This window comes from Xenorhabdus griffiniae, assembly GCF_037265215.1.
In the GTDB taxonomy this organism is placed as follows: Bacteria; Pseudomonadota; Gammaproteobacteria; order Enterobacterales; family Enterobacteriaceae; genus Xenorhabdus; species Xenorhabdus griffiniae.
On the sequence record NZ_CP147737.1, the window covers coordinates 321,876 to 335,784 of the forward strand.

Below are 13,909 nucleotides of genomic sequence, written 5' to 3' on the forward strand. Positions count from 1 at the left end.
TCGTCCACTGTGAGTGATAATTTTTTGTAACAATGACGTCAAGCTGAACTTTAGCAGTAACTTAATTGATTAGACGGAAGTGACCTAAGATGAGTAAACATTACGATTATATTGCAATTGGTGGTGGCAGTGGCGGGATTGCTTCTATTAACCGTGCAGCCATGTATGGGCAAAAATGTGCCCTGGTTGAAGCAAAAGCATTAGGTGGAACATGTGTTAATGTGGGCTGTGTACCAAAGAAAGTGATGTGGCACGCTGCTCAAATTGCGGAATCTATTCATCAATATGGTCCCGATTATGGTTTTGATACTACCGTCAATCATTTTGACTGGAAAAAACTCATTGCTAGCCGTACTGCTTATATTGATCGTATTCATCAGTCATATGAACGCGTATTGAATAACAATAAGGTCGATGTTATTCAAGGATTCGCCCGTTTTGTTGATGCACATACTGTTGAGGTTAATGGCGAAAAAATCACGGCTGACCATATCCTGATCGCGACAGGTGGTCGCCCTGTACGTCCAGATATTCCCGGTGCTGAATATGGTATTGATTCAGATGGTTTCTTCGAACTAAATGAAATGCCGAAGCGTGTTGCTGTGGTTGGTGCGGGCTATATTGCTGTTGAAATCGCGGGTGTTTTGAATGCACTGGGTAGCGAAACTCATCTGTTTGTCCGTAAGCACGCACCTCTGCGTTCTTTTGATCCCATGATTGTGGAAACACTGTTAGAAGTCATCAAAACTGAAGGGCCGATACTGCATACAGAAGCAATATTACAGTCTGTGATGAAAAATAGTGATGGCAGTCTGACTGTTAAATTGCAGGATGGTCGGGAGCAAGTTGTTGATACGCTGATCTGGGCTATTGGGCGTGAGCCAATGACAGATAAGCTGAATCTGGCCGTAACAGGTGTTGAACTGAATGAAAAAGGCTATATCCAGGTCGATAAGTATCAGAATACCAATGTTAACGGTATTTATGCAGTGGGTGATAACACGGGCGCGGTGGAATTGACACCCGTTGCGGTAGCAGCAGGGCGTCGTTTGTCAGAGCGTCTGTTTAATAACAAACCTGATGAACATCTGGATTACACCAATATACCTACAGTGGTATTTAGCCATCCGCCAATTGGCACGGTAGGTTTGACGGAACCACAGGCAAAGGCTCAGTATGGCGAAGATCAGATTAAGGTTTATACATCGTCATTCACCGCAATGTACACCGCAGTGACGCAGCACCGTCAGCCATGCCGTATGAAGTTGGTTTGTGTAGGAGCCAATGAGAAGATAGTTGGTATTCACGGTATTGGCTTTGGAATGGATGAAATACTGCAAGGTTTTGCGGTTGCGCTGAAAATGGGAGCAACGAAGAAGGATTTTGATAATACGGTTGCTATCCATCCGACGGCGGCGGAAGAGTTTGTGACTATGAGGTGAGAGATTTGATTGGCCTCACAATTCGAGGCCAATCAAAAATTACAGCCCCGGTGCCTTCCACAATGACGTCGTCAGCCCATCATCCACCAGATGCAGTTGGTCTGCATATACCGCCTGCCAGTCTTTTTTCGCTTTTTGGTAAATTTCACGGTGGCTTAAATTCGGTTGATATTCCCGCTCCCAACGTACCAATCTTTCTCCTGTTGCGGGCATGGAATCATACAATCCAACACCAACCCCTGCCGCAATAGCACAACCCAATGCTGTTGCTTCTTTTACCACAGGCACGCGGACAGGCAGTCCCGTAACGTCAGACAGAATTTGGCTCCAGAGTTTGCCTTTTGAGCCACCGCCTGCGAAGACCAGCGATTCTGCCTGGACACCAGAGAAGGTCGAAACCATATCGAGATTACACGCCGAGACGATAGCGGCGTTTTCTTCCAATGCCCGGAATAGTGTTGCTTTGTTGCATTTTTCCGGATCAATCGAGAGATTAAGGAAAGATGGGGCAGCGTGATACCACGATTTAAAGCGCATAACATCGGAGAAAATTGGCATGACACCATAGGCACCGGCAGGAACTCGTGCCGCCATATCTTCCAGCAGATTGTAGGCATCAACGCCCAGTCGTTCCGCCAGCAGTTTTTCTTCTGCGCAAAAAGCGTCGCGGAACCAACGCATGGTGAGGCCGGTGAAGAAACTGATGGATTCTGCCTGTGCCATGCCGGGGATAACGTGCGGATTGATGCGGATATTCATGTTTGGATCGGTGATGGGTTCAGGCAGGTTGACGACTTGCTGCCAGAATGTTCCGCCGAGTACCGCAGTTTGGGCGGGTTTGACGACACCAATGCCAAGACAGCCGAGTTGCACATCGCCACCGCCCATAATCACGGGAGTGCCACTGTTCAGGCCGCATTCTGCTGCGGCTTTTTCCGTAATATAGCCGAGCAAGGTGCCTGTTTCTTTGACAGGAGAGAGGATATCAGCACGCAATCCTGCCATTTTCAACAGGCTTGGGCGCCAATCGCGGCTGGCTAAATCCAGCATTCCCGTTGTGCCCGCGTTAGAAGGATCAACCGCCAGTTCGCCACTTAGCATATAAGCCAGCCAATCGCTGATCATGGTTAAGGTACTGGCTTGTTGATAGATATCAGGGCGGTGATGAGCAAGCCAAAGCAGGCGTGGCATGGCTCCTAATGCCAATGTTTGGCCGGAATAGCGGTAGACGTCATATTCAAAGGTATTATTGTAAAGCGCTTTCAGTTCGCTGACTTCATGACTGGAGCGGGCATCTACGTTGGCACACGCCCAGATAGGATCGCCGTCACGATTATAAAGGACAATACCTTCCCGCATTGAACAGGCAGCAACGCCTTGAATCGCATTGGCAGGCAGTTCCGCCTTTTGCAGCGCCTGTTGAATACATTGGCAGGCCAGTTGCCAGTTATTTTTCAGATCAAATTCCATTGAACCCGCAACATTCGGTACGGGATGGTGTATCCATTCAGCTTGTCCAACGGCAACCTGATTCCCTTCGAGATCAAATATAACTGCACGGATACTGCCAGTTCCTGCATCAAGCGCCATCAAATACTTCCTTGATGGGTGAGCATGAGCGCGTTGATTCATGATACTATCCTCGTCTGTTGTTATCTTCTTTTTATTCGATATGGCACAGGGGATGGATAGAGATTATTCGTCGATCAAATTAACATAGCTTGTGCGGTCTGTTCTTCTGTCACCAGTGAATTAATGTAACCCCCTTTCAGTGCAGCAACGATAGCATCTGCTTTTTCGATGCCGCCTGCTACACCAATGACATTAGGAATGGTTTTCATTTCTGGCAATGAAATACCGATCAGTTCCTGATGGATATCAATGTCGCTGATCAGCTCACCTTCCATATTGAAGAAGTAACCAAGAATGTCACCGATAGCACCTTTGCGGCCAAACATCAATTGTTCACCATCGCTGATGTAGCCGGAACGCATGATAGTTGCATGTTGCTTCTGTTTGATGGCGCCGATACCGACGATGGCAGTATCGGCCGCACAAGCTGCCAAAATCACGTCCCGTACACTGCGCTCTTCGCGAAATGTCGCCGCGACTTGATGGGTAGAGGCTCGCAGTGGTGCCGGAATAATGCTGACAGGACAGGCTGCATCAAGCTGGCCGATACCCGTCATATAAGGGCCAACACCGCCTGACAGCGTCACCAACCGAATTTGCTGTGATGAGATAAAACCGCTCAGGTGCTGCAAAGTACACATCGGCGTTTCACCAAATCCAATTGCTAATAGCTGGTGAGGTTCAATCAGCGCCATTAACAGGTGAGCGGCTCCGATACCAAGACGGGCATTCAGATTCATGCCATCAAGGGTAGGTAATACGCGAACCTGTTTGAGATTAAAGCGTTTTTGCAAAGCATTTTCCAACTCCAAACACCCTTCATAGCGTGAATTGATCTGAACGCGGATCACGCCAGATTGCCGTCCTTTCTCTAACAGACGGGAGACTTTCAGGCGATTGAGGCCGAGTAATTCACCGATGTCTCCTTGCGTCAGACCATCGTGATAGTAAAACCAGGCAATGCGGGCCATTAGTTCTTCTTCACTCATGCTATTTCCTGGGTAGCTGTAGCTTGAATAGTCAATTTCCTCGGATAATACGCTTTTCCCTGAGACGGATTGTTTCTGATTTAATTTGGTCGACATAATAACTTCTTTATCCACGAGGAAAGAATAAGCATAAATATCTCTAATGTACTAGAGGCTTATCGCAAAATTTGAACATATTTTAATGTGGATCTAAATTTTTCACAAAATGTGATCTAATTATTGAAAAAATCTTAAGTTTTACATTAGAGTCTTGAACAAAAATGTTTTTAGTAAATAAATGTTCAATTTCGCATCGGTGTCAGAAACGCAAACCCAAAATGCCATGAGGTACGTGATGTCACAGAGCAATATTGCCACTCATTCCCATGATCCGTTTTGCCTGAGCCCGACTAACAGTGCTCCGCTTTTAGTTGCCCGTGGGATCAGTAAGCAGTTTTCTGGTTTGATGGTGTTGAAGCAGATTGATTTCTTTCTGATGCCAGGGCAGGTTCATGCATTATTAGGTGGCAATGGTGCGGGTAAATCAACTTTGATGAAAATCATTGCAGGCATTGAACAGCCGGATGCCGGAACGTTGGTTGTGGAGGGTGCTACTGTCAGCTATTTGACACCGACGAAGGCGCATCAACTGGGTATTTATCTGGTTCCACAAGAACCTTTGCTATTTCCCAATCTTTCCGTTCAGGAAAATATCCTGTTTCGTTTGCCAAAACATCAAGCCAGTACAAGCCGAATGCACGAATTACTGCTTCAGCTTGATTGCCAAATTGACTTGAAGATGCCAGCCGGCGCTTTGAATGTAGCAGATCAGCAGTTGGTGGAGATTATGCGTGGCTTGATGCGTAATTCTCGCATTTTGATTCTGGATGAGCCAACTGCTGCATTGACGCCCGCAGAAACTGAACGTTTGTTTGCACGAATAAGGGAATTACGGCAGCAACAGGTGGGGATTATTTTCATTTCCCACAAGTTACCTGAAATTCGTGAGATTGCAGATTATGTCAGTGTGATACGAGATGGGGGCATCGCTCTTAGCGGCGAGATTGAGCGTTTTACAACGGAAGCAATAATTCAGGCGATTACACCTACGGTAAAATCAATTGCGTTGGCTGATAATCAAAAATTGAGCTTGAAAGCTAGCAGTAATGTATCGGATAACCTATCAGCAACTCCCGTTTTGGAAGTGACTTCTCTGTGTGGGGAGGGATTTCGTGACATCTCTTTGACGCTACGGGCGGGGGAAATTGTTGGTTTGTCTGGTGTTGTGGGAGCAGGTCGTACGGAACTGGCAGAGACACTATATGGATTGCGCCCGATAGCGAGTGGTGAAATTCGTTTCCGACAACAAGTCATCAATAAACTCGATACCGCAGAACGTTTGCAACATGGATTGGTTTATCTGCCTGAAGATCGGCAAGTTTTTGGCTTATTTCTTGACGCCTTTTTGAGTTGGAATGTTTGTTCGCTGACGCACAGCCGAAGCACTTTCTGGACACGTTCCACCCACGATGTCGGAGTATTGGAACGATATCGTCAAGCACTCAATATTCGATTCCACAATGTAGATCAATCTGTACGTACGCTGTCTGGCGGTAATCAGCAAAAGATCCTGATTGCTAAATGCCTGGAAGCCAAGCCTACTGTCTTGATTATTGATGAACCAACGCGGGGTGTTGATGTTGGAGCGCGTAATGATATCTATCAGCTTATTCACAAAATCGCCAGTCAACAGGTGGCGATTCTCCTGATTTCTTCTGATCTTGATGAAATTGTTCAGTTGGCTGATCGCGTGCTGGTCATGCATCACGGCGAGCTTTGTGGACAGCTTGATAAAGACCACATGAATGTGGACGAGATTATGCATCTTTCTTTTGGGGAACGTCATATTGAAATTCATCCAGAATAACCGAGAGGCCACAGTATTGATCGCCATTTTGGGACTGTTTGCTTTGCTAGGAAGTCTCGATAGCCATGCTTTCAGCCTCCAAACGGTCACTATGATCTTCGGTAATGCCCAAATTCTTATTTTATTAGCAATGGGTGCCACGCTGGTCATGTTAACCCGCAATATTGATGTGTCTGTTGGTTCGACTACCGGACTATGTGCGGTAGTGTTGGGCATGTCGCTTAATGCAGGGCTTCCACTGGCGATTGCCTGTTTAATTACGTTGCTGGTTGGCATCATGGCGGGGTTTATTAATGGTGTGTTGGTGGCATGGTTAAAAATTCCAGCGATTGTTGCCACGTTGGGCACACTCTGTTTATACCGTGGATTAATGCTGTTGTTAACCGGTGGTAAATGGATCGAAGGTTTGCCCGCTGAGGTTAAAGAACTCGCCAGACCAATACTATTGGGTGTTTCACCAATTGGCTGGTTGTTGATGTTATTGATTCTGTCGATAGCGTGGATGTTAAAGAAAACTGAGTTTGGCCGCGGGTTTTATGCCACGGGTGATAACCTGCAAGGCGCTCGTCAGCTTGGTGCTCCCGTCAATGGCATTCGCATCACGGCATTCACCGTAAATGGCGTGATGGCAACATTGGCAGGTATTGTGTTTGTGGCTCAGATTGGCTTTATTCCGAACCAAACGGGGAATGGGCTGGAGATGAAAGCCATCGCTGCCTGTGTATTAGGTGGTATAAGTTTGTTGGGGGGCGTGGGAACTGTCTTTGGGGCGATCTGCGGAGCATATTTTTTGACACAAATTGACAGTGTGTTGGTACTCCTCAAGTTATCGGCATGGTGGAATGATTTTATTGCTGGTCTTGTCCTGTTGGTTGTGTTAGTGCTGGATGGGCGTTTGCGTAATGTCGTTGGCAATAATTTACGCCAGCAACGTTACGCCCGTTTCCTTGAACCAATAAACAAACACACCGCAAGAAACGGGAGGCCATAATGAATAGGGTACAACGTTATGGGCAACGTTATGGTTGGGAAACGGCGCTTTTGATGTTGTTGGTGGCGGAAATTTTACTGTTTGGCATAGTTAATCCAAGGATGCTGGATATTAACGTGCTGTTGTTCAGTACCAGTGATTTTATCTGCATCGGCATTATCGCGTTGCCGTTAACGATGGTGATTGTCAGTGGTGGTATTGATATCTCTTTTGGTTCGATTATCGGCCTATGTGCTATCGCATTAGGTGTGATGTATCAAGCTGGTTTGCCGATGATTGTAGCAATTCCTTTTACTTTACTTGTCGGGGGGCTGTGCGGCTTGATTAATGCGGCCCTGATTTTCTATACGGGTGTAAATCCGTTAGTCATTACGCTTGGCACGATGTACCTGTTTGGCGGTAGCGCCTTATTGCTGTCGGGACTGTCTGGCACGACGGGATATGAAGGCATTGGTGGTTTTCCTGATACATTTACTGATTTTGCCAATCTGACGCTGCTCAACCTGCCTGTTCCTTTGGTCATCTTTATCCTTTTTGCATTGGTGTTCTGGCTATTTATGCATCGTACCCACCGTGGCCGTAATGTTTTTCTTATCGGGCAGAGTAGCTGTGTTGCTCGTTACAGTGCTATCCCCGTAAATCGAATTTTATGTTTGTTATACGCTTTGACCGGACTGGCTTCAGCAGTGGCGGCGATTATTTTGGTTTCTTATTTTGGTTCGGCGCGTTCCGATTTGGGAAGTTCGTTCCTGATGCCCGCGATTACGGCTGTCGTGCTGGGAGGGGCTAATATTTATGGTGGATCTGGTTCGATTATAGGAACGGCACTGGCAGTTTTGCTGGTGGGTTATTTGCAGCAAGGATTGCAGATGGTGGGAATTACTAACCAGATATCCAGCGCGTTGTCTGGTGCCTTGCTGATTGTAGCGGTGATAGGACGGTCTGTTTCGTTGCATCGCCATCAAATTTGTGATTGGTGGCAACGTCGAAGAGCTTCTGTTTCGCAATAACATTTTCTGAAACATATACCAATCGCCTTTCAAGATGCGTCTTATATCTCCCCACGTAGCGGGAGATATAAACAACACATTGATTTGCAAGCTGAAACTTGAAGTTGGATTGGTATAAAAGATGATCTTGAAATAAAAACAAATGGAGATAGGCATGAAAGCACCAACAATGAAAAAGCTGGCTTTGGCTGCTGCATTAAGTCTGGGATGTGTTTCCTGGGCTCAGGCGGCAGAAAAGATTGCATTTATCCCTAAATTGGTCGGCGTTGGGTTCTTTACCAGTGGCGGGCAAGGTGCGGTGGAAGCAGGCAAGGCGCTGGGTATTGAAGTCACTTACGATGGTCCGACAGAGCCGAGTGTTGCAGGACAGGTTCAGCTTATTAATAGTTTTGTTAACCAAGGCTATGATGCGATTGTGGTTTCAGCCGTGTCACCGGATGGATTGTGCCCAGCTTTGAAACGTGCTATGAAGCGTGGTGTCAAAGTATTGACGTGGGATTCCGATACGGCGCCAGAATGCCGCTCTATCTATATCAATCAAGGAACACCAACGCAGTTGGGTGGCATTTTGGTGGATATGGACGCAAATCAGGTGAAGAAAGAAAAAGCGAAAGTAGCCTTTTTCTATTCCAGCCCGACAGTGACAGATCAGAACCAATGGGTAAAAGAAGCTAAGGCCAAGATTGCAGAGGAACATCCGAATTGGGAAATTGTCACCACCCGATTTGGCTATAACGATGCCACTAAATCTTTGCAAACCGCGGAAGGCATTTTAAAAGCGTGGGGGGACTTGGATGCGATTATTGCTCCAGATGCTAACGCTTTGCCTGCGGCGGCTCAGGCTGCAGAAAACCTGAAGCGTCAAGATGTCGCGATTGTTGGGTTCAGTACCCCGAATGTCATGCGTCCTTATGTTGAAAATGGTACGGTCAAACAGTTCGCTTTGTGGGATGTGGTCAAGCAGGGCAAGCTAGCCATTCATGTTACCAATGAGATATTGCAAAAAGGCGAACTGAATGTGGGAGATAAATTGAATATTCCTGATATTGACCGTGTTGAAATCTCACCCAACAGTGTACAAGGATACCGTTATGAGGCGAAAGGCAATGGCATTGTTGTCATGCCGGAGCGGGTAATTTTCACCAAAGACAATATCAATCAGTACGATTTCTAATGCATGGGGCTGGTATGCAGTCCTGACACCTTTCTGGAGGGAGAAATGGCAGATTTAGATGATATCAAAGATGGTAAAGATTTTGGCATTAATACACCGCAACAGAACACGCTATTTGAACTGAAAGGCTGTGGTGCACTGGATTGGGGGATGCAGTCCCGTTTGTCACGGATTTTCAATCCCGTTACCAATAAAACGGTGATGCTAGCATTTGACCACGGTTATTTTCAGGGCCCAACGACAGGTTTGGAGCGTATTGATATCAATATCGCCCCGTTGTTTGAATACACCGATGTGTTGATGTGTACCCGCGGTATCCTGCGCAGTCAGGTTCCCCCGGCAACCAATAAACCTGTAGTCCTGCGTGCGTCTGGGGCTAACTCTATTCTGACTGAACTCTCCAATGAAGCTGTTGCGGTGGCGATGGAAGATGCACTGCGCCTCAACGTCTGTGCGGTTGCGGCACAGGTCTATATCGGTTCAGAATATGAACATCAATCTATCAAGAACATTATCAAGCTGGTGGATCAGGGAACACGTTATGGTATGCCAACAATGGCGGTGACCGGTGTTGGTAAAGATATGGCGCGTGACCAACGTTACTTTTCGTTAGCGACTCGCATTGCAGCCGAAATGGGGGCAAACATCATCAAAACCTATTATGTTGATAGCGGTTTTGAGCGGGTTGTGGCGGGCTGTCCTGTGCCGATTGTGATTGCAGGTGGTAAGAAACTGCCGGAACTGGACGCGTTAAATATGTGCTATCAGGCGATTGATCAGGGGGCATCGGGTGTGGATATGGGACGTAATATCTTCCAGTCGGAAGCCCCTGTTGCGATGCTGAAAGCTGTGCAGGCCGTGGTGCATCACAATGAGAAACCTGCTCAGGCTTATGAGTTTTTCCTGAGTGAAAAAGCCAAGGGAGAATAATATGCACGTTACATTAGTGGAAATTAATGTTAAAGCCGACAAGATAGACGAATTTATTGAAGTATTTCGGGATAATCACCTTGGCTCTGTTAAAGAGCCAGGTAATTTACGGTTCGATGTATTGCGTGATGAGAATATCCCAACCCGCTTTTATATCTATGAAGCTTACGCTGACGAAGCGGCAGTTGCGGCACATAAGAAAATGCCTCATTACCTGCGCTGTGTCGAAAAGTTGGAAGCATTGATGACTGAACCTCGCAAAAAAACGACTTTTATTGGTTTGATGCCGGAAAGGAACTAAGGCAAAAGCGAATAACAGATCGAGTGACAGGAAATATTTCTTATTGTTATAACCACTGTTATTGATGTAACCACTTAGTAATAAATGCCGCCACTTGTTCCGGTTGATTGATATCAAGCTGTGGAAGGGGAGTTGCCAGCGCAATATCGCTGGCAATTGCTATTACATAGGGATCGAGAAGCTCATCAACGGTGTGGTTGAGGCCATCTCGATAAAGAGCGATTTTGGGGATGGGTTCATGTTTGAATCCTTCAACCAAAATCAGATCCGACAAATTTGCATCAAATCGGCTGGCAAGATAGTCAAGATCCAGTTCCGGCAATTCTGGCGTTTCAGTCATCAAAGCCCAGAGTTGCTGGCTGGCAACCAACGTTTGTGCAGCCCCCGCTTTGCGTAGCTCGTAACTATCCTTGCCTGGCTTATCGACATCCATATTGTGGTGAGTATGCTTAATCAGCCCAACGCGGATATGTTGCTGGCGTAACAGTGGAATGACTTGCTTCAATAGCGTCGTTTTTCCGGTTCCACTATAAGCCGTGATACCCAAAATCGGCAGTTTTATGTCGTTGATGTTGTGGTTCATGCCGTCTCCTGAAGGTGTTCCCAATGATGGTATTCCCAGTGATGGCATTCTTCAGGGGTATTTAAGTTGGTGAATGCATTGGGATTGGGAAAATAGACCGCCTTTGCCTTAATCATTTGCATAAAGAACATCAGCTTTCTGTCCCCCAAAGCGAGATAGCTTTCCAGACGAGGGATGAGATTGCGGTGCATTAATACCAAGGTCGGGTGTGCGCGTTCGCAATCATGTGCATAAGCAGCCCAAGCGTCTTGTTTGTAGTGCCACAGTTTTTCGACCAGGTTTTCAGGAAAATTGGGGACATCGCAAGGGACAAATACCACCCACTCGTGGATAGCGTTTTTTAAAACCGCCAACATACCTGCCAATGGCCCGGAAAAATCGGCAATGATATCCGGTATGATGGGATAGCCACTTTGATGATAAATCTCCAGATTGCGATTGGCATTAATCAACAATTCATGAACCTGTGGCTGCAATCTTGTGGCAATGTGCTGGTATAGTGGTGCATTGTTAAATTGCAGCAATCCTTTGTCGTTTCCCCCCATGCGGGTGGATAATCCCCCAGCCAGAATTGCGCCACTGATTTTTAGATGCGTCATGTTAAACCACCTGATATTGGGCAATGAAATATTTAATGTTTGGTATACCCTTTGTCTTTCAATTGTGAATCAATATCTAACCATGCTGCTTGAGGTGGCAGTATAACTTTACGCTGATTGACAGACCAATGCTTTCTCAAAGTCATTAACCCTGCTAATTTGTATCGTGATTTATAAGGAACTAAAAATGAAGCATTACCGCCTCAATGAAGTCATCGAACTTTTACATCCAGTATGGAAGAATGAGCCGGATTTAAATCTGCTGGCGCTTTTGCAAAAACTGGCTGATGAAGCGGGATTCACAGGACAGTTGTCTGAATTAACGGATGATATTTTGATTTATCACCTGAAAATGCGCGGCATGGATAGCCATGCAGAAATCCCTGGCGTGAAAAAAGATTATGAAGAAGATTTTAAAACGGCGTTGTTGCGTGCCCGGGGCATTATTAAAGATTGATGAAGAGAGAACTGTGTTGTGATGGAATCGAAGGCTTTTAATTTTCAAAATATTACACCAGATTTAATCATGGATGCATTGGGGCAATCTGGCCTGTACCTTGATTCAGGTCTAACCGAACTGAATAGCTATGAAAATCGGGTGTATCAGTTCATGGATGAAAACCGTAAACGCTATGTTGTGAAATTTTATCGTCCCCTGCGCTGGAGTCAGCAGCAAATTCAGGAGGAACATGATCTTGCACATGAATTGCAGCAGGCCGATTTGCCCGTGGCCGCACCGTTGATATTTGATGGGCAGACGGTGCTGAATTATGGTGGTTTCTTTTTTGCCATTTTTCCCAGTGTGGGAGGGCGTCAGTATGAGTCAGATAGTTTTGACCAACTAGAAGATGTTGGGCGATTACTGGGAAGAATGCATCAAATTGGGGCAAAAAAAACATTTTCTGCTCGTCCTACACTTAACTTGAATGAATATTTATATCAGCCGTATCAATGTTTGGCTGAATGTGAACTCATTCCCACGAGTCATAAACAGGATTTTTTGGTTGCATTAAATGAATTGAATCAGGCAGTCGCAAGCCAATGGCATGATAACTGGCAAGTATTGCGGCTGCATGGGGATTGCCATGCTGGTAATATCTTGTGGCGTGATGAAGCGTGGTTTGTGGATCTTGATGATGCTCGCAATGGCCCTGCTATTCAGGATTTGTGGATGTTGCTGAGTGGATCACGGCAAGAACGGTTGATCCAGTTGGATATCTTGCTTGAGTCATATGGTCAATTTATGGCATTTGATCCCAAGACCTTGGCATTAATAGAGCCTCTGCGTGCGATGCGAATAGTCTATTATTTAGCTTGGGTTGCTCGTCGCTGGCAAGATCCGGCTTTTCCAAAAGCGTTTCCGTGGATGGCTGATAGTGATTTTTGGCATAAGCAAGTGAGTCTTTTTTCTGAACAAATCCGGCTGTTACAAGAGCCACCTTTACAGCTCAACCCGATGTATTAATTTTTTTGGAGACCATTATGAAGAAATTTTGGCTAGCACTGGTGGGAGCGTTTATGGCATTTAATGCATCTGCTTCTGGTTTTTCCGAAGGCAAACAGTATACCGAGTTAAAAAATCCGGTTGCGAATCAGCCCCAGGTGGTGGAGTTTTTCTCTTTTTATTGTCCTCACTGCTATCAGTTTGAACATATTTATCATGTTCCTACTACTGTTGAGAAAAATTTGCCAGCAGGTGTGACCCATGAACGTTACCATGTGGATTTTCTTGGGCCTTTGGGAAAAGCATTGACTGATGCCTGGGCTGTCGCCATTGTGATGAAGATTGAAGATAAAGTCACCCCTATTTTGTTTGATGGCATTCAGAAAAGCCAAACCATCATTAGCAAGGAAGATATCCGCAATGCTTTCATCAAAGCGGGAGTGTCTGGTGAAGAATACGATGCAGCCCTGAACAGCTTTATTGTGCAGTCGGTGGCCGCTAAAGAGCGTCAGGCGGCCCAGGATTTCAATTTGCGCGGTGTTCCGGCGATCTTTGTTAATGGCAAGTACTTGATTAACAATGGTGGAATTGATACTCGTTCAGCTTTGGATTACTCACAGAAATTCTCTGATGTTGTGAACTATCTGGTGAACAAAAAATAAGTTGCCAGAGGGTGGCGTAACGAAACAAAAACGCTAGTATTAATATAAAATGATATAGGTATTGTGTCGGCTATGAGAAAGTTGGCACAATACTTGCCAAAAAACACCTTTCATAACATAAATTCCGGTAATATCCACAAGTCAGTGATTTTAAAGCGGTTGTAATATTTATTTAATGTTCCGTGTAATTCATTGATTTTTCATCTTCTGTTTTCCACTCTTTGTGATAATAAACATCAATCTGTT

General features: G+C 45.7%; 14 protein-coding genes. 10 read left to right on the forward strand and 4 right to left on the reverse strand.

All coding sequences use genetic code 11. The features are described 5' to 3' along the window. Positions 1-89 precede the first annotated feature (89 nt). A complete protein-coding gene (gene gorA, locus WDV75_RS01470) occupies positions 90-1,442 on the forward strand; it encodes a glutathione-disulfide reductase (RefSeq protein ID WP_273557528.1) in 1,353 nt (450 codons plus the stop codon). Positions 1,443-1,481: 39 nt separating this feature from the next. Here the strand turns inward: gorA and lsrK are convergent, their stop codons facing one another. Together lsrK and lsrR are read right to left on the reverse strand one after the other, a co-directional pair. Continuing rightward, positions 1,482-3,074 carry an autoinducer-2 kinase gene (lsrK, locus tag WDV75_RS01475; RefSeq protein ID WP_273557529.1) on the reverse strand — a complete coding sequence of 531 codons (1,593 nt, stop codon included), beginning with the start codon at positions 3,072-3,074 and terminating at the stop codon, positions 1,482-1,484. 74 nt (positions 3,075-3,148) lie between these two features. After that, complete coding sequence (lsrR, locus tag WDV75_RS01480) at positions 3,149-4,063, reverse strand: transcriptional regulator LsrR (protein WP_338861179.1); 915 nt, start codon at positions 4,061-4,063, stop codon at positions 3,149-3,151. A 334-nt stretch (positions 4,064-4,397) separates the two neighbouring features. On the opposite strand from lsrR, the gene lsrA reads away from it, so the two are divergent. From lsrA to lsrG, 6 genes are all read left to right on the forward strand, one after another. Continuing rightward, on the forward strand, positions 4,398-5,969 hold the full coding sequence (gene lsrA / locus WDV75_RS01485; RefSeq protein ID WP_273557531.1) for an autoinducer 2 ABC transporter ATP-binding protein LsrA: 1,572 nt from the start codon (positions 4,398-4,400) through the stop codon (positions 5,967-5,969). Next, entirely contained in the window at positions 5,947-6,960 is a 1,014-nt protein-coding gene (gene lsrC / locus WDV75_RS01490; RefSeq protein WP_273557563.1) for an autoinducer 2 ABC transporter permease LsrC, read from the forward strand. The genes lsrA and lsrC overlap by 23 nt, the downstream gene beginning before the upstream one ends. Further along, a complete protein-coding gene (gene lsrD / locus WDV75_RS01495) occupies positions 6,960-7,970 on the forward strand; it encodes an autoinducer 2 ABC transporter permease LsrD (RefSeq protein WP_273557532.1) in 1,011 nt (336 codons plus the stop codon). The genes lsrC and lsrD overlap by 1 nt, the downstream gene beginning before the upstream one ends. Positions 7,971-8,124: 154 nt before the next feature. Next, complete coding sequence (lsrB, locus tag WDV75_RS01500; protein ID WP_273557533.1) at positions 8,125-9,144, forward strand: autoinducer 2 ABC transporter substrate-binding protein LsrB; 1,020 nt, start codon at positions 8,125-8,127, stop codon at positions 9,142-9,144. Between the two features lie 45 nt (positions 9,145-9,189). Then, positions 9,190-10,074 (forward strand): 3-hydroxy-5-phosphonooxypentane-2,4-dione thiolase, encoded by an 885-nt coding sequence (gene lsrF, locus WDV75_RS01505; RefSeq protein ID WP_273557534.1) that lies wholly within the window; start codon positions 9,190-9,192, stop codon positions 10,072-10,074. Between the two features lies 1 nt (position 10,075). Then, positions 10,076-10,375: a (4S)-4-hydroxy-5-phosphonooxypentane-2,3-dione isomerase gene (gene lsrG, locus WDV75_RS01510; RefSeq protein ID WP_273557535.1), complete on the forward strand. Its 300-nt coding sequence runs from the start codon at positions 10,076-10,078 to the stop codon at positions 10,373-10,375. A 58-nt stretch (positions 10,376-10,433) separates the two neighbouring features. Here the strand turns inward: lsrG and mobB are convergent, their stop codons facing one another. Together mobB and mobA are read right to left on the reverse strand one after the other, a co-directional pair. Next, positions 10,434-10,958 carry a molybdopterin-guanine dinucleotide biosynthesis protein MobB gene (mobB, locus tag WDV75_RS01515; RefSeq protein ID WP_273557537.1) on the reverse strand — a complete coding sequence of 175 codons (525 nt, stop codon included), beginning with the start codon at positions 10,956-10,958 and terminating at the stop codon, positions 10,434-10,436. Next, positions 10,955-11,557 carry a molybdenum cofactor guanylyltransferase MobA gene (gene mobA / locus WDV75_RS01520; RefSeq protein WP_273557538.1) on the reverse strand — a complete coding sequence of 201 codons (603 nt, stop codon included), beginning with the start codon at positions 11,555-11,557 and terminating at the stop codon, positions 10,955-10,957. The genes mobB and mobA overlap by 4 nt, the downstream gene beginning before the upstream one ends. Before the next feature lie 187 nt (positions 11,558-11,744). Here mobA and WDV75_RS01525 point away from each other — a divergent pair, with 187 nt between their 5' ends. From WDV75_RS01525 to dsbA, 3 genes are read left to right on the forward strand one after another with little or no spacing between them, the layout of a single operon-like run. Beyond that, a complete protein-coding gene (locus WDV75_RS01525) occupies positions 11,745-12,014 on the forward strand; it encodes a YihD family protein (RefSeq protein WP_273557540.1) in 270 nt (89 codons plus the stop codon). A gap of 21 nt (positions 12,015-12,035) precedes the next feature. Then, on the forward strand, positions 12,036-13,022 hold the full coding sequence (locus tag WDV75_RS01530; protein ID WP_273557564.1) for a serine/threonine protein kinase: 987 nt from the start codon (positions 12,036-12,038) through the stop codon (positions 13,020-13,022). 17 nt (positions 13,023-13,039) lie between these two features. Continuing rightward, complete coding sequence (gene dsbA / locus WDV75_RS01535) at positions 13,040-13,663, forward strand: thiol:disulfide interchange protein DsbA (RefSeq protein WP_273557541.1); 624 nt, start codon at positions 13,040-13,042, stop codon at positions 13,661-13,663. The last annotated feature ends 246 nt before the right edge of the window (positions 13,664-13,909 follow it).

Coding starts and splice junctions, on each gene's coding strand:
- gorA (WP_273557528.1), top strand. CDS start 90: ATGAGTAAACATTACGATTATATTGCAATTGGTGGTGGCAGTGGCGGG.
- lsrK (WP_273557529.1), bottom strand. CDS start 3,074: ATGAATCAACGCGCTCATGCTCACCCATCAAGGAAGTATTTGATGGCG.
- lsrR (WP_338861179.1), bottom strand. CDS start 4,063: ATGAGTGAAGAAGAACTAATGGCCCGCATTGCCTGGTTTTACTATCAC.
- lsrA (WP_273557531.1), top strand. CDS start 4,398: ATGTCACAGAGCAATATTGCCACTCATTCCCATGATCCGTTTTGCCTG.
- lsrD (WP_273557532.1), top strand. CDS start 6,960: ATGAATAGGGTACAACGTTATGGGCAACGTTATGGTTGGGAAACGGCG.
- lsrB (WP_273557533.1), top strand. CDS start 8,125: ATGAAAGCACCAACAATGAAAAAGCTGGCTTTGGCTGCTGCATTAAGT.
- lsrF (WP_273557534.1), top strand. CDS start 9,190: ATGGCAGATTTAGATGATATCAAAGATGGTAAAGATTTTGGCATTAAT.
- lsrG (WP_273557535.1), top strand. CDS start 10,076: ATGCACGTTACATTAGTGGAAATTAATGTTAAAGCCGACAAGATAGAC.
- mobB (WP_273557537.1), bottom strand. CDS start 10,958: ATGAACCACAACATCAACGACATAAAACTGCCGATTTTGGGTATCACG.
- mobA (WP_273557538.1), bottom strand. CDS start 11,557: ATGACGCATCTAAAAATCAGTGGCGCAATTCTGGCTGGGGGATTATCC.
- WDV75_RS01525 (WP_273557540.1), top strand. CDS start 11,745: ATGAAGCATTACCGCCTCAATGAAGTCATCGAACTTTTACATCCAGTA.
- WDV75_RS01530 (WP_273557564.1), top strand. CDS start 12,036: ATGGAATCGAAGGCTTTTAATTTTCAAAATATTACACCAGATTTAATC.
- dsbA (WP_273557541.1), top strand. CDS start 13,040: ATGAAGAAATTTTGGCTAGCACTGGTGGGAGCGTTTATGGCATTTAAT.